The sequence below is a fragment of the Confluentibacter lentus genome (assembly GCF_002806995.1).
Lineage (GTDB): Bacteria > Bacteroidota > Bacteroidia > Flavobacteriales > Flavobacteriaceae > Confluentibacter > Confluentibacter lentus.
Genome location: NZ_NIHE01000009.1, coordinates 158,628 through 182,741 on the forward strand (window position 1 = coordinate 158,628; position 24,114 = coordinate 182,741).

The 24,114-nt window shown below is 33.3% G+C and carries 17 protein-coding genes; 11 read left to right on the forward strand and 6 right to left on the reverse strand.

All coding sequences use genetic code 11. The features are described from left to right. Positions 1 to 272 precede the first annotated feature (272 nt). The 4 genes from gyrB (at position 273) to CDH50_RS13865 (ending at position 6,400) form a co-directional block, all read left to right on the forward strand. Positions 273 to 2,222 (forward strand): DNA topoisomerase (ATP-hydrolyzing) subunit B, encoded by a 1,950-nt coding sequence (gene gyrB, locus CDH50_RS13850; protein ID WP_100612884.1) that lies wholly within the window; start codon positions 273 to 275, stop codon positions 2,220 to 2,222. Positions 2,223 to 2,419: 197 nt separating this feature from the next. Continuing rightward, complete coding sequence (locus tag CDH50_RS13855) at positions 2,420 to 3,823, forward strand: 3-keto-disaccharide hydrolase (RefSeq protein ID WP_100612885.1); 1,404 nt, start codon at positions 2,420 to 2,422, stop codon at positions 3,821 to 3,823. Positions 3,824 to 3,829: 6 nt separating this feature from the next. After that, positions 3,830 to 5,158: a Gfo/Idh/MocA family protein gene (locus CDH50_RS13860; RefSeq protein WP_100612886.1), complete on the forward strand. Its 1,329-nt coding sequence runs from the start codon at positions 3,830 to 3,832 to the stop codon at positions 5,156 to 5,158. A 48-nt stretch (positions 5,159 to 5,206) separates the two neighbouring features. Continuing rightward, a complete protein-coding gene (locus tag CDH50_RS13865) occupies positions 5,207 to 6,400 on the forward strand; it encodes a Gfo/Idh/MocA family protein (RefSeq protein ID WP_100612887.1) in 1,194 nt (397 codons plus the stop codon). Positions 6,401 to 6,408: 8 nt separating this feature from the next. Here CDH50_RS13865 and CDH50_RS13870 read toward each other — a convergent pair whose 3' ends face one another. Continuing rightward, the gene (locus CDH50_RS13870) at positions 6,409 to 7,185 is read right to left on the reverse strand and encodes a membrane metalloprotease (RefSeq protein ID WP_100612888.1); all 777 of its coding nucleotides are present in this window, start codon (positions 7,183 to 7,185) and stop codon (positions 6,409 to 6,411) included. A 218-nt stretch (positions 7,186 to 7,403) separates the two neighbouring features. Here CDH50_RS13870 and CDH50_RS13875 point away from each other — a divergent pair, with 218 nt between their 5' ends. The 6 genes from CDH50_RS13875 to CDH50_RS13900 all read left to right on the forward strand — a co-directional run bounded on the left by CDH50_RS13875 (position 7,404) and on the right by CDH50_RS13900 (position 15,339). Further along, on the forward strand, positions 7,404 to 8,420 hold the full coding sequence (locus CDH50_RS13875; protein ID WP_100612889.1) for a DUF6588 family protein: 1,017 nt from the start codon (positions 7,404 to 7,406) through the stop codon (positions 8,418 to 8,420). Positions 8,421 to 8,664: 244 nt separating this feature from the next. Beyond that, positions 8,665 to 9,585, forward strand: coding sequence for a malate dehydrogenase (mdh, locus tag CDH50_RS13880; protein ID WP_100612890.1), 921 nt, complete (start codon positions 8,665 to 8,667; stop codon positions 9,583 to 9,585). Positions 9,586 to 9,664: 79 nt separating this feature from the next. Continuing rightward, positions 9,665 to 10,297, forward strand: coding sequence for a hypothetical protein (locus CDH50_RS13885; RefSeq protein WP_100612891.1), 633 nt, complete (start codon positions 9,665 to 9,667; stop codon positions 10,295 to 10,297). 148 nt (positions 10,298 to 10,445) lie between these two features. Next, on the forward strand, positions 10,446 to 13,424 hold the full coding sequence (gene secDF / locus CDH50_RS13890) for a protein translocase subunit SecDF (protein ID WP_100612892.1): 2,979 nt from the start codon (positions 10,446 to 10,448) through the stop codon (positions 13,422 to 13,424). A 168-nt stretch (positions 13,425 to 13,592) separates the two neighbouring features. After that, positions 13,593 to 14,888, forward strand: a complete 1,296-nt coding sequence (locus tag CDH50_RS13895) for a hypothetical protein (RefSeq protein WP_100612893.1) — start codon at positions 13,593 to 13,595, stop codon at positions 14,886 to 14,888. Then, positions 14,848 to 15,339 carry a GNAT family N-acetyltransferase gene (locus tag CDH50_RS13900; RefSeq protein WP_232732019.1) on the forward strand — a complete coding sequence of 164 codons (492 nt, stop codon included), beginning with the start codon at positions 14,848 to 14,850 and terminating at the stop codon, positions 15,337 to 15,339. The genes CDH50_RS13895 and CDH50_RS13900 overlap by 41 nt, the downstream gene beginning before the upstream one ends. 11 nt (positions 15,340 to 15,350) lie before the next feature. Here CDH50_RS13900 and CDH50_RS13905 read toward each other — a convergent pair whose 3' ends face one another. The 5 genes from CDH50_RS13905 to CDH50_RS13925 form a co-directional block, all read right to left on the reverse strand. Beyond that, positions 15,351 to 16,400 carry a nucleoid-associated protein gene (locus CDH50_RS13905; protein ID WP_100612895.1) on the reverse strand — a complete coding sequence of 350 codons (1,050 nt, stop codon included), beginning with the start codon at positions 16,398 to 16,400 and terminating at the stop codon, positions 15,351 to 15,353. 125 nt (positions 16,401 to 16,525) lie between these two features. Next, entirely contained in the window at positions 16,526 to 17,203 is a 678-nt protein-coding gene (locus tag CDH50_RS13910) for a TapB family protein (RefSeq protein WP_100612896.1), read from the reverse strand. A 5-nt stretch (positions 17,204 to 17,208) separates the two neighbouring features. After that, positions 17,209 to 18,525: an OmpA family protein gene (locus CDH50_RS13915; protein WP_100612897.1), complete on the reverse strand. Its 1,317-nt coding sequence runs from the start codon at positions 18,523 to 18,525 to the stop codon at positions 17,209 to 17,211. 97 nt (positions 18,526 to 18,622) lie between these two features. Then, entirely contained in the window at positions 18,623 to 21,055 is a 2,433-nt protein-coding gene (locus CDH50_RS13920; protein ID WP_100612898.1) for a ribonuclease HII, read from the reverse strand. Positions 21,056 to 21,142: 87 nt separating this feature from the next. After that, a complete protein-coding gene (locus tag CDH50_RS13925) occupies positions 21,143 to 21,742 on the reverse strand; it encodes a ribonuclease HII (RefSeq protein WP_100612899.1) in 600 nt (199 codons plus the stop codon). Between the two features lie 84 nt (positions 21,743 to 21,826). Between CDH50_RS13925 and CDH50_RS13930 the strand changes: the two genes are divergently transcribed. Next, entirely contained in the window at positions 21,827 to 23,770 is a 1,944-nt protein-coding gene (locus CDH50_RS13930; protein WP_100612900.1) for a putative porin, read from the forward strand. Positions 23,771 to 24,114 lie beyond the last annotated feature (344 nt).

Below are 24,114 nucleotides of genomic sequence, written 5' to 3' on the forward strand. Positions count from 1 at the left end.
TGTAAAATTCGAAATATTCGATTTAAGACATTTTCTTTAAAATCCATTTCACAAACAGATAAAAAAACATCCGAAATCCATTTTAAGCCACTTTTTAGGCGATTTAAGACATTTTATAGTAATTAACAAATGTTGATAATTATAAAGGTAAATCGATAAAATACTTTTAAATCACTTTTAAATTTCGTATATTTGTCTGTATTCAGAAGGATGCGCTAAGCATCTTTTTTTATGTGATAAACTAAACTATAATTTAATATAAAATAGTAATAATGAGCGAACCGAAAGAAGAATTTAACAAACACAATTATTCCGCAGATAGTATTCAGGCTTTAGAGGGCATGGAGCATGTGCGTATGCGTCCATCTATGTATATTGGAGATGTTGGGGTTAGAGGACTTCACCATTTGGTGTATGAGGTTGTAGATAACTCCATTGATGAGGCACTTGCCGGGCATTGTAATAATATTACCGTCATAATAAATGAAGATAATTCCATTACGACTGAAGATGATGGTCGTGGTATCCCAGTAGATTTACACAAGAAAGAAGGCGTTTCTGCCCTTGAGGTGGTCATGACCAAAATTGGGGCAGGTGGAAAGTTTGATAAAGATTCTTATAAAGTTTCAGGAGGTTTACACGGTGTTGGTGTGAGTTGTGTGAATGCCTTGTCAGAACATTTGCGTGCTACAGTTTACAGAGATGGGAAGATTTATGAGCAAGAATACGAACGCGGTAAAGCGATGTATCCTGTGAAGCAAATTGGTGAAACCGATAAACGTGGTACAACGGTTACTTTTAAACCAGACCAAACTATATTTACCCAAACGGTGGAGTATAGTTATGATACCTTGGCTAGTAGATTACGAGAATTGTCTTATCTAAATAAAGGTATTACGATTCATTTAGTTGATAAAAGAGAGAAAAAAAGTGATGGTACTTATGAAGGTGAAACATTTCATTCTACTGAAGGTTTAAGAGAATTTATAAAATTCTTAGATGGAAATAGAGAGCCTTTAATGAAAGATGTTATTGCTTTTGAAGGTGAAAAAAATGGCGTTCCAGTGGAAGTGGCGATGGTTTATAATACATCGTATGCTGAAAATTTACATTCGTATGTTAATAACATCAACACACATGAAGGAGGAACGCATTTAGCGGGTTTCCGTCGTGGATTGACGATGACCTTGAAAAAGTACGCGGATGACTCCGGCATGTTGAAGAATTTGAAATTTGAAATTGCTGGGGATGATTTCCGAGAAGGCCTAACAGCTATTATTTCAGTAAAAGTTCAAGAGCCACAATTTGAAGGTCAGACCAAAACAAAATTAGGAAACAGGGAAGTATCGGCATCTGTAAGTCAGGCCGTATCTGAAATGTTAACCGATTATCTAGAGGAACATCCAGACGATGCTAGAACCATAGTTCAAAAAGTGATGTTAGCAGCGCAAGCACGTCACGCTGCCCAAAAAGCCCGTGAAATGGTTCAGCGTAAAACCGTTATGAGCATTGGTGGTTTACCTGGAAAATTAAGTGATTGTTCTGAGCAAGATCCTTCAAAATGCGAAGTTTTTCTTGTTGAGGGAGATTCCGCAGGTGGTACAGCAAAACAAGGTCGTGATAGGGCATTTCAAGCTATTTTGCCATTAAGAGGTAAAATTTTGAATGTTGAAAAAGCCATGACACATAAAGTATTTGAAAACGAAGAGATTAAAAATATTTTTACGGCTTTAGGTGTTACCATTGGAACGGAAGAGGATAGTAAAGCACTTAACCTTTCAAAATTAAGGTACCATAAAGTAGTGATTATGTGTGATGCCGATATTGATGGTAGCCACATTGCTACCTTAATTTTAACATTCTTCTTCAGATACATGAAAGAATTAATTGAAGGCGGACATATTTACATTGCAACGCCACCTTTGTACTTAGTTAAAAAAGGAAATAAAAAAGCATATGCTTGGAGTGATAAAGAACGTGATGCCATTGCAGAGGAATTTGGTGGCAGTGTGAATATCCAACGATATAAAGGTCTTGGTGAAATGAATGCTGAGCAATTATGGGACACGACCATGAATCCGGAGTTCAGGACCATGCGTTTAGTGCAGATAGATAATGGTATTGAGGCCGATAGGATTTTCTCGATGTTGATGGGTGATGAAGTGCCACCTCGTAGGGATTTTATAGAAAAGAATGCCATTTATGCCAATATCGATGCATAAAGATTTTTAAGATATTCTTTGAATTTATTGAAGAAAACCGTTAGCAATATAAAATTTGTTAACGGTTTTTTTCTGTTTATTGTTTATTGTTGATAATAACATAAAAAGGACAGGAATATTTATTATTTAAGTAATGTATTTCAAATAAATTTATAATTTACACATTCTTAAAAATTCAGGAATAATATAAAATAATTATGATACGGTTTAAATTAAGGCACCTCTTTATTATCACTATTCTCACAGGATTTCACAGTGTCAATGTAAATTCTCAATCTGGGAACGATGGATGGATTTCCCTTTTTAATGGCAAAAATCTGGATGGCTGGAAGCAGATTAATGGTCAAGCAGAATACAAAGTTGAGAACGGAGAAATTATTGGAAAATCAAAATTGAACACACCAAATAGTTTTTTATGCACCACAAAAAATTACTCCGATTTTATTCTTGAGTTTGACGTTATGGTGAGTCCGGAAATTAATTCTGGAGTTCAATTTAGATCTAATTCAAACCCTAATTATAGAAAAGGAGTTGTGCATGGGTATCAATTTGAAATTGACCCTAGCTCCAGAAGTTTTAGTGGTGGTATTTATGATGAGCAAAGAAGAGGTTGGTTATATCCAATGTCCATTAATAAGAAAGGGGCTAAAGCTTTTCAAAACGGAGTTTGGAATAGTTGTAGAATCGAAGCTATTGGTAATTCCATTAGAACATGGGTTAATGGTGTTGCGTGTGCTAATTTAATTGACGATATAACGCCTGAAGGATTTATAGCTTTGCAGGTTCATAGCATTGGAGAAGATAAAAATCTTGCTGATAAAGAAATTAAGTGGAAAAATATAAGAATTAAAACAACCAATTTAGAATCTGAACGCAAGTCATCAGACCCCGAAGTGGTTGAAATGAGTTATTTGGTCAATCAAATAACCCCTGACGAAAAACGAAAAGGTTGGCGTTTGCTATGGGACGGTAAAACAACTACAGGTTGGAGAAGTGCGAGAGCTAGTAGTTTTCCAAAATCCGGTTGGGAAATAAAGGATGGGGAGTTAACTATTTTAGCAACGAATGGCGGAGAATCTACAGGGCCAGGTGATATTGTTACAGAAGACCTTTTTAGCAGTTTTGAATTGGAATTGGAATTTAAAATTACCGAAGGCGCTAATAGTGGCATAAAATATTTTGTTGATGCCGATTTAAATAAAGGTCCTGGTTCTGCCATTGGATGTGAATTTCAAATATTGGATGATGTCAAGCATCCGGATGCCAAGGCAGGTGTTAACGGTAATAGAACTATAGGTTCGCTATATGATTTAATACCTGCGGAAGGGCTTTCATCGCCCAATCGCCCAAAACAATTTAAAGGAATAGGAACTTGGAATAAAGCAAGAATAATAGTTAAAGGAGGTAAAGTTGAACATTGGTTAAATAATGAGAAAGTTGTTGAGTACGATCGATTTTCCCAAATGTTTAGATCGCTTGTGGCGACTAGTAAATACAAAACATGGCCGGCTTTTGGTCAATGGGCAAGTGGTTCTATTTTATTGCAAGACCACGGCAATACAGTACATTATAGAAGTATAAAAATAAGAGAATTTAATTAATATATTATGGCATCAGATAGAAGGGAATTTATAAAAAAATCCGCATTAGGAGGCATCGCAACAATAGGTATGGCTATGTTGCCTAAAATTGGTTACGCTAGTATTTTAGGTTCTAACGAACGTTTAAATGTTGCTGTAATTGGTGTAAATGGCAGGGCTAAAGCATTGACCACGGGTATACACAATTATACTGATGCCAAAATTATATATACTTGTGATGTTGATGATTTGATTATAGATAGAAACAACAAGTATTTAGAAAGAACCATTGGGTATGTTCCTAAAGTAGAAAAGGATTTTAGAAAGATATTGGAAGATAAAGATGTTGATGCCGTATTTATTGCTACACCAGAACATTGGCATGCACCCATGGCCATTATGGCATTACAAGCAGGAAAACATGTGTATGTAGAAAAACCTTGTAGTCATAATCCGCACGAAACCGAGTTATTGGTAGCGGCACAAAAAAAGTATGGAAAAGTGGTGCAAATGGGCAATCAGCAACGCTCGGCGGAATCCAGTATTCTGGCGGTTCAAGAAATAAAAGACGGTATAATTGGAGAAGTTTATAAAGGGGAAGCGTATTATTCAAACAACAGAGGTTCCATAGGAATAGGTAAAGAGATTGAAGTGCCTTCAACTTTAGATTGGGAACTTTGGCAAGGACCAGCTCCAAGACAAAAATATAAAGATAATATCCATACCTATAATTGGCATTGGTTTAGAACATGGGGAACAGGGGAAATACATAACAATGGAACTCATGAAATTGATGTTTGTAGATGGGCCATGGGATTGGGATTACCAGATAGTGTCACGTCTTTTGGAGGGAAGTTTACATATAATGATGATTGGGAATTTGTAGATAACCAACAAGCAACATTTAATTATAGAGATGGAAAGTTTATTACATGGACGGGACATAGTCGGGGTTTAATTCAGCCAAATCAGCCAGATAGAGGTGCCACCATTTATGGAAGTAAAGGAGTTATTACATTAAGTCGCAATGAATATAAACTTTTCGGATTGGATGGAAAACTTATCAAAACCGTTGAAGAAAAAGCTAAAAGCGAAACTATTAATACTGTTGGTGCTGGAGCTTTAGATATTTATCATGTGGCGAACTTCTTTGATGCTATCCGATTGAACCAAAAGCAAAATTCACCAATAGACGATGCTAGCATCAGTACACAAATGTGTCATTTAGGAAATATTGCCCAAGATGTTAAAAGAACAATATATATTGACAAAGATTCAGGCAAGATTAAAAATGATAAAGAAGCTATGAAATACTGGTCAAGGGAATATGAAAAAGGTTGGGAGCCAAAATTATAAAAGCAACCATATTAAATTTGAAAAACTGGATTAGCATATTTTATTAAAATGAAAAGGAAAGATTTTTTAGCCAAAAGCGCGCTATTGTCTGTAAGTGTTATTTCTGCAACTTCAGTCTTCGGTGTTATTTCTAAAAACATCAAAATTAATAAAACGATAAAGTTAGGAGTTATAGGTACTGGAGACAGAGGGTCGGGTCTTATATCGATACTTAATGATATTGAAGGAATTGATGTTGTTGCTGTTTGTGATATTTTGGATTTCAGATTAAAAAACGGTCTGCAAAAAACAAATAATAAGGCAAAGGCTTATATCAATTACAAAGATCTTTTAAGTGATAAAGAAATAGATGCGGTACTTATAGCGGCACCTTTTAATACACATGCGCAAATAGCTATGGATGCTATTGATGCAGGTAAACATGTGTATTGTGAAAAAACAATGGCGAAAGGCTTAAAGGAAATACAAGCGCTTGTTAGTAAAGTTTCAAATTCCAAACTAACTTTTCAAACAGGACACCAATACCATAGTTCTAGACTTTATAAGCATATTGTAAAGCTTATTAAAAGTGGGGAGATTGGTGAGGTAGTTAGTTTTGAGTGTCAATGGAATAGAAATGGTAATTGGCGTAGGCCCGTGCCCGATCCTGCGCTAGAGCGAGCTATAAATTGGAGAATGTATAAAGAATATTCGGGAGGGTTAGTCGCCGAATTATGTTCGCATCAAATTGATTTTGTGAGTTGGGTCCTTGGGGAGAATCCAAAGAAAATCATGGGTACAGGTGGCATTGATTTTTGGAAGGATGGCAGGGAAACATACGATAATGTACATTTATTATATGAATATCCTAGCGGTGTAAAAGCGACGTTTAAATGTTTGACAAATAATTCTCTGAATGATTATCAAATTAAAGTTCAAGGAAGCAAAGGTACCATTGTAATAGGTGCGGAAGAGGCTTGGATTTATTATGAAAAAAACGGTAAAAAGGAATTTAATGATGTTGATGGAGTCTCTGGAGCAACATCGCAAAACTATTCAATTGCCAATGGGAAACGTATTGATTCATCTCACTTAGACCCGAGTAAGCAAGCTTTAATAGATTTTAGGGATGCTATTATAAACAATCATCAACCCATTTCAAATTTATATACGGGCGCCCATACTGCCATTGCAGTTCAAATGTCTCTTGATGCGATGTATAACAATACCATTGAGTATTGGAAAGAGGCATATAATTTTTAAAAACAAATTTATTTACCCCCATTAGCCTGTAAATCTGCAATGCATTGAGCATCTAATTGTGGAGGTGAATTTCCATTCATAATATCAGATAATCCAGATGGGGATACGGCTTCCCAATACATTAAGCAACTTGTTACATTACAATGTCTTGTATGTTCTGGGTCTTCATGTGGTGATTGTAAATCAGTTCCAAAATTGGTAAGCCCCAACAAGTGACCAAATTCATGATTTATAACCGTAGCTTCTAGCAAGCTTCTATTGGGTTCAAAAGGGCTATTACTAAAATTTCTAACGGTTTCTTCAAAAATAACAAAGGAAGTATTTCTATAGGCAGTTCCTAAAACTACAGTTTCATTATCATCTTTATCGGATTTTCCATCAGTAAAAAATACCCAAACGGCGATTTGTTGGCCATTATTGTATTTTGTTCTATTGGTTTCTTCAATATCAGCAATTTCTTCAATCGTGTATTCTGTATCTCCAAGAGAGGGTATGGATTTTTTTATAACACTAATACCTTCGGGTTTGTTAGATGTCGTATTTATAAAATTTTTAAAATTATCAATAGCATTTGTTGTGGGTTCAAAACCTTCTACATAAACCAATTCAATTATAATGCTTTTAAATTTTGTGTCTGATAATATATCATTGGCAGAACTTCCAGTAGTTTGTTTGTTGCCAATCTTATTTATGCCATTAGCAACATTATCAATATCGTCATCTTTGCTACAAGATTGAAGGACGATTAATGCAAATAATAACGTTACTAAAACTTTATATTTCATATCTAAGAATTTCAGTTTACTAAGCTACAGACTTTTTATTAAATATTGTCCCAAGATAATAATCATATATGTAACGATTTACCAAATAAAGTTCCCATTCATTTCTTAATATTATTTAGTAAAAATCATACAAATATCGATAAAATGCATTTTTTTTAGATAAAAAGTTGTTTTGTGTAGTTTTTTATATATATTTGTATAACCAAATTTATTAAAGAATGAAAAAAATAGCCTTACTTATATTATTATTTGTAGCAACTATTTCTTTAAAGGCTCAAAATGATTTAGATGCCTTACTTGCGGCAGGTGTAGATGATGCCCAACGTTTTGCCAACGATTATTTAGCACCAGGAACTAATGGACTCATGTATAGCATGAATTCAAACTGGTTTAATACTGCAGATGCCAAGCCTTTGGGAGGTTTCGAAATATCCATTATTGCGAATGCCGCATCTGTTAAAAACGAAAACAAATCTTTTTTAATGAATACAGATTTGTACAATAATGTACAATTTGTTCAGGGGCCAAATTCTCAAATGGTTTCAACGGTATTAGGAGAGAACAATCCAGATATAGATGTTATATTAACTTATGACGATCCAATTTTCGGTCAGCAAACCGAACAAATTACCTTACCGAGTGGTATTGGTTCAGAAAATATAAATTTAATTCCAACAGCATTTATTCAAGGTGCTGTAGGTCTTGGTAAAGGCATTGAAGTAAAGGGACGTTTTGTGCCTAAAATAAAAACAGATGACGTTTCATTAAGTATGTATGGAGCTGGTTTACAATTTGAAGTAACCAAATGGTTGCCGGCGGATAAAGTGTTACCTGTCGCCATATCTGGATTGGTTGCCTATACACATTTAGACGGTTCATATAATTTAGATGAATCTTCTAGCGTAGGGGGTGAAAATCAACGCTTGGAAACTGCAACAAATACGTGGTTGTTTCAAATGATAGCATCAACAAAATTACCTGTCATTAATTTTTATGGTGGTGTTGGCTATATCAAAGGAAAATCAGAATCAGATTTATTGGGAACTTACAGGATATCAAATGGAATTATAACTTCTGAAGATATTGTAGATCCATTTTCAGTTTCAAGTGAGGTATCTGGCGTAAGAGGCACTATAGGTACAAAGTTGAAATTAGGATTTTTCAGATTGAACGCAGAATATCATTTAGCCGAATTCAATGCTTTTTCAGTAGGTATAAATTTTGGATTTAGATAAGAAAATATTAAAGAGTCATATTATAATTGTTTGAATTAGTTTATTTTTAGTTATTAGTTGGATGTTAGAAAAGTGCGGGATTTAATCCCGCACTTTTTTTATTAAGAACTTTTTAATTTATACTTTTGTGCTACATAATTTTATATGTTGATTTAACCAAACAAAAATCATATTTTTAGTTAAAAATAAATCCCAATTTTGATTAAAATTTATATCAATAAAAACTTTTAAAAATAATAAACTTATGAAAATTACAGTAGTTGGTGCAGGAGCAGTGGGTGCAAGTTGTGCAGAATATATTGCTATTAAAAATTTTGCTTCGGAAGTCGTTTTGTTAGACATTAAAGAAGGCTATGCAGAAGGTAAAGCCATGGATTTAATGCAAACCGCATCATTAAATGGTTTTGATACAAAAATCACAGGTATTACAAATGATTACAGCAAAACAGCGGATAGTGATATATGTGTCATTACTTCAGGAATTCCTCGTAAACCGGGCATGACTCGCGAAGAATTAATAGGCATTAATGCGGGTATTGTAAAAACAGTATCATCTAGTTTAATACAATATTCTCCAAATACCATCATAATCGTTGTAAGCAATCCTATGGATACTATGACGTATTTAGTTCATAAATCCACCAATTTACCTAAACATAAAATTATAGGTATGGGAGGCGCTTTAGATTCTGCTCGTTTTAAATACAGATTGGCAGAAGCTCTTGGAGGCCCCATTAGTGATGTTGATGGAATGGTTATCGCTGGCCACAGTGATACGGGAATGATTCCTTTAACACGTTTAGCTACAAGAAATGGCGTACCTGTTTCAGAATTTTTATCTGATGAAAGATTAAAACAAGTCGCGGAAGATACTAAAGTTGGAGGAGCAACACTTACCAAATTATTAGGAACATCGGCTTGGTATGCACCAGGTGCAGCAGTTTCTGCCATGGCTCAAGCTATTGCTTGCGATACCAAAAAAGTATTTCCTTGCTCAGCATTATTAGAAGGTGAGTATGGGTTTAATGATATTTGTCTTGGTGTGCCAGTGGTTTTAGGGAAAAACGGTATAGAAGAAATCATTAAAATAAAACTAAATGACGCTGAAATCGCTAACATGAAAGAAAGTGCAAACGGTGTTAAAAGCGTGAATGATTTATTGTAATTATAATATTCAATATTTATAAATTCATTTTTATTTAAAGACTGCTAACAAGCAGTCTTTATTTTTTTATATTTGGCGCATGAAATTGAGATGGGGCATTTTATTGGGTGTAATAACCTTGATTGGTATTGCCAGTCAGCAGCAAGTTTATTTGCCAAATCAGGAAATCGTTTTACGATTTGCTAATGATGAGGTAACATCAAACGAGGCTCAAAATGCCATTTCGATTGTGAAGAGGCAATTGCTGAATATTGGCGCTAGCAACATTTATGTGAAAAAATCCCGAAAAGGAGATTTAAAAATTACGTATTACAGTCATAAAGATGTTCACAGTATAAAAAAACTTCTTTCCAAAGAAAAAGATTTGGAACTTGATTATATTGCTTCTAATCAAGAAAATAACCATTCTGAAACGCCATCGAAAGAAAATACTAAATCTTATGATATTGATGTTTTTGAGATTAAAAAACAAGATACGGGGTTTGATTTAGGCGGAACATGTGCCATAGAGCGTAAACTGGAAAACACGCGATTTTTTATTCCTAATTTATTAACTTCAAATAATGAAATTGGTTTTAATGGTTTAGATAGAGTTTTAAAAGAAACCTACAAGTTTAGAAAAGATAGTTCCATAGCCATAGAAATTACTTCAAACAAAACCCCTGACGGCAGAGCAGGACCAGATATTAAAGGGGTTCCATATAATAGCTAGTTTAATAATAAATTCAGCTATTTTAATTAGCTTTTATTATTCATTTAAAAGCGATTCAAACATTTATAATCATAAAAAATAATTGTCAAATCATCGGTAAATTCTATATTTGCTCGTTTAAAAAATTTGACCAAAAAAACAATAAATAATGCAAAATAAAGGACTAGTAAAATTATTTGCGATCTTGTTTGGTTTGGTAAGTATTTACCAATTATCATTCACATTTAAAGCAAATCAAATAGAGAGCAATGCCGAAGCGGTTGCTATAAGTAAAATTCCAGATACTGAAGCGGACTATAGGGAGAAGCGAAGTATTGATGAAGCCAGTTATTTAGAATCTATTTCCAATGATACTGTATTTAATATGGGTATTGCAAAATATACCTATGATGAGGTGAAGCAAAAGGCGATGAACCTTGGGTTGGATTTAAAGGGAGGTATTAATGTTATTTTACAAATATCTGTAAAAGATATTTTGAAAGGATTGGCGAATAATACCAAAAATCCCATATTCAATAAAGCGTTAGATGATGCCAGTGAGCTTCAAAAGAATAGTCAAAACACCTATTTAGAGGATTTCTTTATCGCTTTTGATAAGATTAAAGGTAATACCAAATTGGCATCTCCAGATATTTTTTATACTAAAGAATTAGATGGTGAGATTGACGGTAGTATGACCGATGATCAAGTTAAAAGTATTGTAACTACTAAAATTGATGAATCAATTACTTCAGCGTTTGAAGTATTGCGAAAACGTATTGATGAGTTTGGTGTAACATCTCCAAACATCCAACGTTTAGGAAATTCTGGGCGTATTTTGGTTGAATTGCCTGGAGTAAAAGATATAGAACGTGCTTCAACTTTATTGCAAAGTACAGCACAATTGGAATTTTGGCATGTATACAAAAGCCAAATTATATATGATTTTCTAGACCAAGCTAACGAACTATTAAAACAGTCAGAAGTTATTTCTGAGACTTCCGAGGCTGAAAGTCAAGATGAGGAAGAAGCTGAGAGTTCTGCAATAGACGATTTATTGGGAGAGGCCACTACAGATTCTACAACTGTAGCTAACGATAATCCATTGACAAGTTTATTATTTCAATCTTTAAATCCATCAGCAATAGCAGCTATAAATATTAAGGATAAAGAAAAAATCCAAGAATATTTAAACATGCCTAGGGTAAGGGCTCTATTGCCAGCAGAACAACGTTATGTTAAGTTTGCTTTTGGTAAAGCCGAAAACAAAAATAGTGAAGTTATTGATATTTATGCTTTGGAAGGTAATAGGGAAAACATACCCGAGCTAAGTGGAGCAGTAGTCATTGATGCCAGAAATGTTTATGGGCCAACAGGAAATCCAGCAGTATCTATGCAAATGAATGCCAAAGGAGCCAAGATATGGGAGGAAATGACAGGTAGGGCTTTTTCTCAAGGCGGTCAGATTGCCATTGTTCTAGATAATGTAGTTTATTCTGCACCTGGTGTAACTACGGGGCCTATATCTGGAGGAAGCTCTGAGATTTCAGGAAACTTCACATTAAACGAAGCCATAGATTTAGCAAATGTATTACGTGCCGGTAAATTACCAGCAAGAGCAGAAATTATTGCTAGTGAAGTTGTAGGGCCATCTTTAGGTCAAGAGTCCATTGATAGCGGCACCATGTCTTTTATGATTGCTTTAACCTTAGTATTAATATGGATGATTGTTTACTATGGTAAAGCAGGTGGTTTTGCTGATATAGCCATGGTATTCAATATAGTGTTGATTTTTGGTGTGCTATCTGGATTGGGAGCCGTATTAACATTACCCGGTATTGCTGGTATCGTACTTACTATAGGTATGTCGGTTGATGCGAATGTTATCATTTTTGAACGTATTAGGGAAGAATTAGCAAAAGGCAAAGGACAAAAAGAAGCCATTCAAGATGGGTTTAGTAATGCCTTGTCATCCATTTTAGATGCCAACATTACAACAGGTTTAACCGCCTTGATTTTATTTGTTTTTGGAACGGGTCCTATTAAAGGATTTGCAACTACGTTATTAATTGGTATTCTAACCTCGTTATTTACGGCCATTTTCATTACAAGATTGTTAGTTGATTGGTATATCAATAAAGGTGGAAAACTAGAATTTTCAACAGCAGCTACTAAAAACCTTTTCAGAAATATAAATATTCAATTTTTAAGGAAACGAAAAGTAGCTTATATCATTTCTGGTATATTTATTTTGGTAAGTTTAGGATCGTTGTTTACCAATAGTTTGGATCAAGGTGTGGATTTTGTAGGTGGTAGGACGTATCAAGTACGCTTTACACAAGATGTTAGTCCAACAGAAATTAAAAATGCACTTTCTAGTGCTTTTGGAAGTGCTGATGCCAAAACATTTGGAACGGCCAATCAATTAAAAATAACTACCAAATACAAAGTTGATGAAACTAGTGCGGAAGTAGATGAGGAAATTAGAAGTAAATTGTACACCGTTTTACAACCTTATTTAAGTGGTATGACTTATGAAGATTTCATTAGTGATTCAGAAACAAAAACGGTTGGACTTATGCAGTCGTTTAAAGTAAGTCCAACAATTGCAGACGATATAAAACAATCATCTTTTTGGGCGATACTTGGGTCATTAATCGTTGTGTTTCTTTATATATTATTGCGTTTCAAAAAATGGCAATTTTCTTTTGGAGCCGTTGCAGCCTTAATTCACGATGTATTGATTGTGTTGGGCGTTTTCTCATTAACCTACAAATTTATGCCATTTAGCATGGAAGTGGACCAAGCGTTTATAGCTGCAATCCTAACGGTAATTGGATATTCATTGAATGATACGGTAATTGTTTTTGATAGGGTTAGGGAATACGTTAATGAGCATACCACATGGGATTTAGGAAAAATAATAGATACATCGTTAAGTAGTACTTTAAGTAGGACCTTAAATACATCGGCAACCACATTGGTAGTGTTATTGGCAATTTTTATTTTTGGAGGCGAATCTATTAGAGGATTTATGTTTGCATTAATAGTGGGAATTGTTGTAGGAACCTATTCATCATTGTTTATTGCAACGCCTGTAATGTATGATACTATTAATAAATTAGAAGAAAAAAAGAAGAAAAACTAACTCAAAATTTTTTCTTTTCACTAAGCCTATCATGAAAATTGATAGGCTTTTTTATTTTAAAATTTAGCATACCAAATGAATAATAGATATGTTATTTGCATAAATTCGCATATAGATTACAAGATTATAATAGTACCCAAATCATGAATAATTTCAGTATTTTTTCAGGTGAAAATAAAAGAAACTTCCGGTAAAAAATTCCTTTTCATCTCAAAATGGGGTGAATCTTTAGATATCGCATATACAATCTTATTAGAAGGGAATGAGGTTAAATTGTTTATTGAAGACAAATCTTCTAAAGAAATTGGACTTGGTTTTGTTAAAAAAATCAAGAAGTGGGAAGAGCATGTTGATTGGGCCGATGTGATTATTTTTGATTACACAGGCTATGGTAAAATAGCAAGCCAATTAAGGGCGGCTGGTAAATTGGTCATTGGCGGAACGGAATATACCGATAATTTGGAACTTGACAGAAACTTTGGTCAAGCCGAATTGCGCAAGCATAAAATTAAAGTACTACCCTCAAAAGAATTTACGTCGTTTAAAGAAGCCATTATATATATTGAGCAAAATCCGAATTCATACGTACTGAAACCTTGTGGGGAAACCCAAGAACTAAAACAATTGTTATTTGTTGGAAGTGATGATGAAGGGTTGGATGTTATTAGGGTTTTAAAGGCCTACGAAAAATCTTGGGGAGATAACTTTGGTAATTTCCAATTGCAGCGAAAAGTTAAAGGTGTAGAAATTTCCATAGCGGCTTTTTTTAATGGCAATGAATTTATTTACCCAATCAATATCACATTTGAACATAAAAAACTTTTTCCAAAAGAGCTGGGAGTTTCCACAGGAGAAATGGGAACTAGTATGTTCTGGACCAAAGATTCTCCCATTTTTGAAGCTACACTTTTAAAGTTTCAGAATACCTTGGCAAAGCATAATTTTATTGGACATATAGATATCAATTGTATTGTTAATGGCAATGGTATTTATCCATTAGAATTTACGTCGCGTTTTGGTTATCCTCAAATATTTATCCAAAGAGCAGGAATTATAGAACCTATTGGTGAGCTATTTTATAAGCTGGCATCTAAGCAAAAATTTAAAATTAATGTTAGGAAAGGGTTTCAAGTGGGTGCTTTCATTGTTGTGCCACCGTTTCCTTTTGATGATAAAAAAGCATTCAGATTATTTTCTAAAGATGCTGTTGTGGTTTTTAAAAAGAACGGAAAAGAAGGTGTACACCCCATGCACTTAAAGAAAATAAATGATGAATGGTTAATAACGGGAGAAATAGGAATTGCTGTTTTGGTAACAGGAACAGGAATGACGATGAAGGACGCCCAAAAAATGATGTACAACAGGATAAGTAACATCATCATCAACAATAGCTATTACAGAACGGATATTGGAGATCGATGGAGTGAAGATTCAGATAAATTATGGTCTTGGGGACTCTTGTAGCACTATGGTTTTTAGGGAAACAACATCATTCAATGATTTTTTCAATATACTACCCATGGATTGGCAAGAAAACATTTTGCCTTTTTGGGACACTTATAAACATACCACAAAGTGTTATGTACTTCAAGAGAATGATAAACTAATTGCTGGCGGATTAGTATTTTATGAATGCCCTCCAGATATGTTATACGCAAAAGAAGAAGCCAATACTTGGTTCAAAAACGGCATTCTTTATTTAGGATTTATCTATGTTTTGGAAGAAAAGAGAGGACAAAATTTAGGTTCTATTTGGTTATCAAATCTTAAAAGCAAGTTTCCCAAGCAAAAATATTGGCTGACCATAGAAGATTTGGGTCTTGATGGTTTTTATACCAAAAATGGCTTTGTAAAAGTAAAATCACTGTTTAATAATAATCAGGAAGAAATTATTTATTGTTTTGATGGAATTTAGAAAAGCCACGTCTAGGCTTCTACGTTAAAAAACACTTTATAATAGTACATTTTCTTTTCATCATCATAACCACGCTCTAAATATTCGCTTGAAGCTTCTGGAGCATCAATATCCAATTTTATTTGAATGTTGGTATCTAATTTTATATCGGTTTTAATCTTTTTCTTTTCTTTGTTAACAACAGCTTCGGCTACGTCAAATTGATTTCGCATGACGATGTTTTGTTCACCTTCAAATGTTTTTTTGTAATCGTCAAATAAGCTTTTGTGTTTGTCTTCTTCAAAAACGTCGTCTTTAAAACGTTCAATATTAACAATCTCATTTTCCTTAAAAAAATCAATGGTTTTGGCTAAAAATGTATTTTGCTCTTGCGCACCATAACTGGTTTTTAAAATTTCAGTAGAGAATTCCTTGCACAGCGCAATATATTGTTGTGTATGGCTATTGGCATCGTCAGCATATTTAATATTCAAAAACTGGTTTATCCAATATTGCGCATCATAACTGTTGTTATCTACGCTTAAAATAATGTTGCCTTCGGTATCTGTTTGATTTAAAATAAGGCAACCTTTATCTACTTTTTTAGAACTAATGCCTTTTTGTACTAAAACATCGTAACTATTATTTTCTAAGTATGTTTGAAAAAAATCGACTTTAGTCTCAATTTTAAATATTCCAAGAGCGTTTGTGGTAATCTCGTTAAATTCGATGCCTTCAAACATAACAATCAAAACATCACCTGTTTTAATATTTGCCGAAGTAGATTGCTCATATAAATGCGTTACAATGTGCTTTGAAATGTCTACAAAAGCCTCATCATCATTAAAAATTTGTTTGCTATAACTGTTAATTTCGTTTAAGCTAATGTTTGCATGGTGATTAAAACGGTAACTCTGTACAACACTACCAAAAGGACGTAACAAAAAAGGGAGCATTAAATTGTAACTTGCTTCGTCAAAATCCACAATTTTTTCTGAAAAGGCATTTTTGGTATCGTTGAATTTGTTACCAACTTTATGAATAATGAATTTTGAAATAGAGGCATTTTTTCTCGTAATCATGTTTTGTTTTTTAATAGTGCAATAGTACTAATTTCAAAACAGAATCCTGTAAAAAAAATGAACGCCAAAGTAAAAACTTTGACGTTCAAGATTTAGGGACTTGCGATTTGGTTGCCGTTAGTTCGTTATTTAGAAATACTTGTCAGCTCAGAATATCCTAATAATTTTCCTGAATTGTTATAGGTTTCGCTTTTTACGGCACCAACACCTTCTGCTATCCACTCTTTTATTTCGAACGATTGTTTTATACCTATTTTCATTTCTGTATTATAGCTCAATGCAAAACAATCAAAGGTGCCAGCTGCGGTTGTTACAGATTCTTTGGCATACACTTTTCTGTTTACCATATTAATGTTCATATTCATTTTCATACCACCCATATTTATAGCCATATTTAATTGCGCATCTTTTAAATTTTGCCCAACGCTTAAATTATTTGGCAATTCAATATTTGTTCCTGTCATCTCAACCTCCATGTCTTGATACTGCTTAAGCATTTCAGGGTTCATTAAAGATTTAAAATCAATTGATATGCCATCTCCATCACAGGTCATTTCATAAGTGGCTGTTGTTGTTTCCTTGCCTTTGTCATCCGATATTTTAGTCTGTATGGTCGCTACATTATTTTTAATACTTATAATTTCAGAATCTGCAACACTTTCCTTTTTGCCTTTTTTATCAAAACTTGTTATTTGAAATTTTGCTCCTTCTTTAAAAGGATAATAAGTACTACAGGCATTCTGGCTAATAGCAGATATGCTAGTTAAAAAAATGAATGATAATAGTATGATTTTGTTTTTCATTTAGTTTATAATTTAATGAATTCTACACGTCTGTTTTTTGCTTTGCCATCAATTGTATTATTGTCGCCAACAGGAATACTTTCTCCTTTTCCATCTGTTTGAATTCTGTCGGAAGAAATACTATATACTTTTATAAGTGCATCTTTAACGGATTCAGCCCTTGCTTTTGAAAGTTTTAAATTGGCATCATCGCTTCCATCGGAGTCTGTGTGTCCCACAATGTTTAACTTTAGGGTAGCATCTTGTAGTAAAACTTGGGAAATTTGTCGAATAATCCCATAAGATTGCGCTTGAATGTTTGCCGAACCAGAGTCGAATAGAATACCATTTGTTGATACCTTTCCTTTGCTAAGGAGTTCACGTCTTAAATCTTGTCCGCCTTCAGCCAATTTCAAATTTCTTATAAAAACACGTTCTTCACCATCTTTAAAGTGATTGATATGGAATTTAATATAATTTAAAACATTTAATTCTTCTATAAACCTAGGGATATCCACATGCTTTATTTCGTTTACCCAAAGTCTAAATCTATTTTTGGTGACTGATATAGCAATATGGGGTTGGTTTTTTATTTCATCGCGAATGTCTGCTTCAATGGAAGAATTGATGCTAGATTTTCTATTAAAATAATTGTAAGTACGAATATCAAAAGCACCATATTGGCCAAAAGGCAATGATACAGAAGCATAATGGACAGCACCTTCATCAAACAAATTGTTGTCACTCAAAAAAACCGTTAACCTAGCATTTGATGAGGTTTGTTGGCTTAAACCTTCAGCAAGTATATCAAACTCTATTGTATAGTCCTCCGGAAGACTCTCTGTGTCTGGAATAAAATAAATGCCGTAACCGGGTTTTAATTCGAACCAATTGCCTTCAACTTTATTGAATTTAACAACCTCTCCCGAGGCGTTTGTGTTCCATTTGCTTGGAAAATCACCAATAAAATCTTGAGAAAAATCATCAAAGAACAACAGTTTGTCTCCAGGAACAAAGTCGAATTTGCTATAAATTTCCAGATTTTCAGATATGTTAGCATTCTCAATAGTGCCAGTAGGTTCATTATCAGACTTTGGAATGGTTTTATTTTGACTAGGGTTGGTTTGAGGTTCTTTTTCTGTTGAAGGATTTTCATTAGGATTTAAAATGGTATCCATTGTTTTTGAGGTTTCCTTCTCAACCTTTTGTTCTAGTTTACGTTCTACAGTTTGCTCAGCTTTTTTTTGAAGCTTTTTAAGCAATTGCGCATTTGCTTTTGGAATGGAAAATAAAATAAAGCCTAAAAGACAAATGAAGTGAATTGATTTGATAGTAATTTTCATCGTAAAAAATTGATTAATAGCTTTGTAAAGATAAAAATTACTGGATTAATAACAAGTGTTTTTTAAAAATGAAAGGTAATTCTCGATTTTATGATGGTCAATATATTTTATAAAGAATGATGGAGTTGTTTTCTCCTTTTACAACAAATCCAAGGCCTCTATTTTTATCAATGGTGTCAAGTGCTGCTATTGAATTTCCGTATATGGGGAAATTTGATAAAAGGGTTCCCTGGCTGTCATACAGATATACTTTATGCGCCTGTAAATCGGTTACGGAGACATAAATTTTATCGTTAATATAAAATAATTTGGGTGCGGTGTAACTGCCAAAATCCAATTCAATGGTTTTACCTTTAATAGTTAATTTATTTTCACTTTGGGTTACCAATGTTTTACTGCTAGCATCTATATGGTGTTTTTCGGTAAGATTAAGGTTTAATGATGAAGTGTTTCCATTAGTGTCTATAGAAATTAAATCTCCACCAGCTGTAGTTGTTGTAAATTTATCATTATATAGAAATACAGATTCACTAGAAAAGATAGCATTTGTTTTGGGCGTGATTCTGCTTTTTCCTGTTCTGTCCAAAATATAGAGTTTGTTTTGGGTTTTAAATGTAATGTAATCTTTACCGTTTATTCTCGTATGTTGTGGCTGATGGATAATATTATCATTAGCAGATTTAAAATCAAAACCATTTACCAGTTTGGCATTAACATCATAAACAAGGATATTTTTCCCTTGGGTCACCAAAAGTCTGTAGTTTTTATTCTTGTCATAATCAAAAACCGATAGAGGCTGCGTAATATTATCATTGAATTTAGCAGGAAATGGCGCTACATCTTTGCCATTTCTATCAATAACATAAACTCGGTGAGGTGTTGCAAAAGCTAATTGTAATCTTGCATTTTTGTAAATATCAATTTGTTCAATAGTTCCCAAAACGGGTCCCTCCAATTGTTTTTTCCATAGAATTTTTCCTCTATTTGAAATTAAATATAGATTGTTGTTTACGTCCTGAACCACAATTTCCTTCTCCTCAGTAATATGATTAGTAACAAATTGAGGTGAGTTTAATAAATCGGTATCTAATTTTATATTTAACTCTTCAGAAACAGAGTTTTCACTAGCTTTTATTTTGGTTTGTTTGATGATGCCATTAACATGGGCAAAATTGTTGTCGTAGATAAATTGTAAAGCCGAAGCATTGTAATTACTTAGACTTGAAATAATGGTTTCATCAAGATTTTTCTCTAAAATATTCTTAAGAATGGTAGGATTTCCAACAATCATTAAAGAGGAAGCATCATTTAATTGTTCTTTAATGTCTTTAAAGTAAGATTGCTCACTTAATGTTGTTTGGTTTTGATAGTTGGCAATAATGTTATGGAGTAATTCCATGTCGTCTGCAAACACAAAAAAGTTATCCAACACACAATATTTGCTGGCCTTATTAAAAGTTATAAGTGGTTTAAAGGTTTTAGAGAATAAATGGGGGTTGCTAAAACTAAAAATTTCCGTTTCTCTGAAGGTTTCCAGCGTATTCAACTCACCTAATAATTCATCTTTTGTAGATATAATGTCTAAAGAATTTAAAACAATGGCTCGCTTATTTTCTTCATAAATAACACCGACTTCAATAATATTATCAAAAAGAGAGGTTGAATTTGCAGTAGAATCGGTCTTTGTAAATGCCTTTAAATTGGTTTCTAAATTTTCAAATTCATTAAAAGTGAAACTCATAAAACCATCACTATTGTTTGGAGTTATATTCTGTAATTGATTTTCTTGAGGAATGGTATTTTTAAAAATGTTAATGGCAGTGTTTGAAGCGTCTAATCCTTTTGTAATGCCATTAATAAATAGTTGATTCTGATTAATATCAACATCCAAAGCGATGTAATTTGTGAATGTTTTTAAAGGCAATCCTTCATCTAAAAATAAGGACTTTATAAATGAATTGTTGGATTTGATAATAACCGCCAATGTTTTATCGGTGGTTGTGGTGTTGTAAATTTTTTCTAATTCTAGGTCGATATACTCTTTGTTGTAAGCGGCATCAATGATATCTTTCGATGAGGACACCATAAAAACGCTGTCAATAACAGTGCTATAAAAAGTGTGATTTTTAAGAGTGGATTTTATTACAGACTTATCGTCATATTTCAAGGTTTCTTCCTTATAATTTTTTAAGGAATCGGTTACAAATAGTTTTTTACTATATTTTGTAATAATGGTGTATTGGAGACTATCAGTCTTATCTTTTGAAAAGCATATCAAAATATCTCCGTCAGGCTTTAGAAGTGAGATGTTTGCTAGTTCAGCTTCAAGATTTTTATAAGTTGTTGTTTGTGAAATAATTTCAAAAAAACTACTGTTGTGAATACTGCTTTTTAAGCTTTCTATGTTATTTGTTCTTAAAATGATAGAGGCATTTTCTGGGGCATAGTGAATGAGCTTAGTCCTATTAACTTCAGTATTACTACAGCTTAATACAAAAACAAGCAAGAGGGAAAAACAAAAAAATCTCATGGATAACTTAATTTATACAAACCTACATATTTTTCATTTTACTATTAAATAAAACCATAGCGAATATATAAGGATATGGTAAAAATGCTAGATATTAAGTTTTAGTTGCTCAGGTAAAAGTCTGAATGATTTTCTATGGTATTTTGTAATACCGTATTTTTTTATGGCTTCTCTATGTTCTACTGTGGGATAGCCTTTGTTTTGTTTCCAATTGTACATGGGGTATTCTTCATGTATGGAATCCATATAAGCATCACGATATGTTTTTGCTAAAATGGATGCAGCGGCTATACTCAAATATTTTCCATCACCTTTAATAATGGTTTCATAAGGGATTGTATTTAGAGGTTTAAATCGGTTGCCATCCACAATAATGAATTCAGGTGTTAACTTTAAACTATTTACGGCTTTGTGCATTGCCAAAATAGATGCATTCAAAATGTTTATTTTATCTATTTCTTCTTGAAAAACGTGTGCGACTCCAAAAGATAAGGCTTCAAGTTCTATGATGGGCTTAAGGAATGCTCTTTTTTTCTCGTTCAGTTGTTTGGAATCATTTAATATGGAATTTTCAAAAACAGAAGGCAATATTACAGCCGCTGCCGTAACTGGGCCCGCCAAACAACCGCGCCCAGCTTCGTCGGTACCGCATTCTAGTTCAAAATTTGAATGATTTAATAGTAACATGAAATAAATCTTACTGCCAAATTTATAATTTTTACTAACACTTAACGTTCAAATAATTACTTTTGCTTCGGAAAAAATAAATTGATGATAAAAATAGTTTTCGCTTTCCTTTCGGTGTTTTTTTATTGTGGGGCATTCGCTCAAGATGGGCCAAATAGACTCAGTCGAACTGGTGGAGGCCAAGGTATAAGATCTCCTCGAGACACCATTGGTAAATCTAATAAGGAAATTGCTAAAATAACGGATTACCTTATTATTTCACATGAAAACGATACAACGCACGTTGATACTACACTAACCATAAAAAAAGATTATAAATTCAATTATTTAAGAAGGGATGAATTCGGACTCATGCCTTTCTCAAATATAGGGCAAACATATAATAGTTTGACTTACGATCTTGAAAGCACCGACTTAATGCCAAGTTTTGGTGCTAGGGCAAGACACTTTAATTATATGGAAATAGAGGATGTTAGTTATTATAGGGTTCCAACACCATTAACCGAATTATTATATAAATCCGCATTTGAGCAAGGTCAGTTAGCCGATTCCTTCTTTACCGTAAACACCTCTCCGCAATTCAATTTCTCAATAGCTTATAAAGGATTGCGTTCTTTGGGCAAGTACCAAAACATATTAACAAGTACGGGTAATTTTAGGTTTACGGCAAACTATAAAACTAAAAACAAACGTTATTTCGTCAGGACTCACATTATAACACAAGATTTAATGAATCAAGAAAATGGTGGGTTGCAAGAAAGTAGTGTTGCTAATTTTGAAAGTGGTGATCCAGAATTTCTAGACCGATCTATACTGGAAGTTAATTTTGAAAATGCTGAGAATATTCTAGTTGGTAAAAGGGTGTATCTAGACCATAAATATTACCTATTAAATAAAAAAGACTCATTATCAACAAATCAAATTAGCATAGGTCATTTAATGTCTTTTGAAGATAAATATTATGAATTCAATCAAACAAATGCGAACACTTCTTTTTTTGGGCCAGCTTTTAAAACTTCTCCATTTACAGATAGGGTTACTCTCGAAAATTTCTATAATCAAGCAAGTTTAAATTATAGTAATGATGTTATAGGCGATTTACAATTCAATATTAGTAATGCCAATTATAATTATGGCTATAATAAGGTTGTTGTATTAAATGGTAATACAATCACTAATAGATTGAAAGGAGATATTTTTTCAGCTGGGGGTAAATACCACAAAGCATTTAAGAAGTTTGAGTTTAATGGAGAATTAGGTTTAAATATATCTGGAGATTTTGACGGTAACTATATAAAAGGAGAAGCTACATTTAAACTCAATGAAGATTTGTCGGCTACAGCAGGTATTAATCACAATTCAAAAGCACCTAATTATAATGTGCTATTGTACCAAAGTAATTATTTGAATTATAATTGGCGAAACAGTTTTAATAACACCGAAACCCAACAATTGTCATTTCAGCTAAAATCCAATAAAATAGCAAATATCTCGGTTGATTATTCCACAATTACGGATTATACCTATTTTAAAAGAGATGACGATGATGCTATTAAGGCATTTCAAAACAATAAAACCATTACATATTTAAGAGTTAAATTAGAAAAGGAAATAAAGTTCGGCAATTTTGCACTCGATAATACCATACTATACCAGAATGTTCAAGATGAAAATGGCGTGCTCAATGTTCCGGAACTAACAACTCGAAACACCTTATATTATGCCAATCATGTATTTAAAAAAGCCATGTATTTGCAAACAGGAGTTACATTTAATTATTTCACTAAGTATAATATGAATGCCTACGACCCTTTATTGGCTGAGTTTTACGTCCAAAACACTAGGCAGTATGGTGAATTCCCTAGACTGGATTTCTTTATAAATGCCAAAATTCGTCAAACGCGTATCTATTTAAAGGCAGAACATTTCAATGCGGCCTTCACGGGATATGACTATTATTCGGCACCAAACCATCCCTATCGAGATTTTACAGTACGTTTTGGTGTTGTTTGGAATTTCTTCTTATAATTTTTGGGCATTCCCAAGCTAAAAAAAGCTTGGTCGCGCTTTCACTACTCACTAATAAATACAAATCACTTTTATAGTGATTTGTATTTATTAGTTCAAACACGCCGTTCAATCGCTAATGCAACTCTCGAAATAATAAGAAAATACTACGTTAAATTTAGCGAAGCGTATTGAATATTAATTACAAATAAGCGTAAACAATTAAGAATCAGGAGCTAAATTTTCGTTAAAAAAACCTCAAAAAAAGGTTTCAAAAAGTTTGCAAATAAAAGGGAAAGGGTCGTATGTTTGCAGCCGCTAAAAAAGTGAAAGCTTAGGGGCGTCGTTCGGCATGAGGTTTTGGG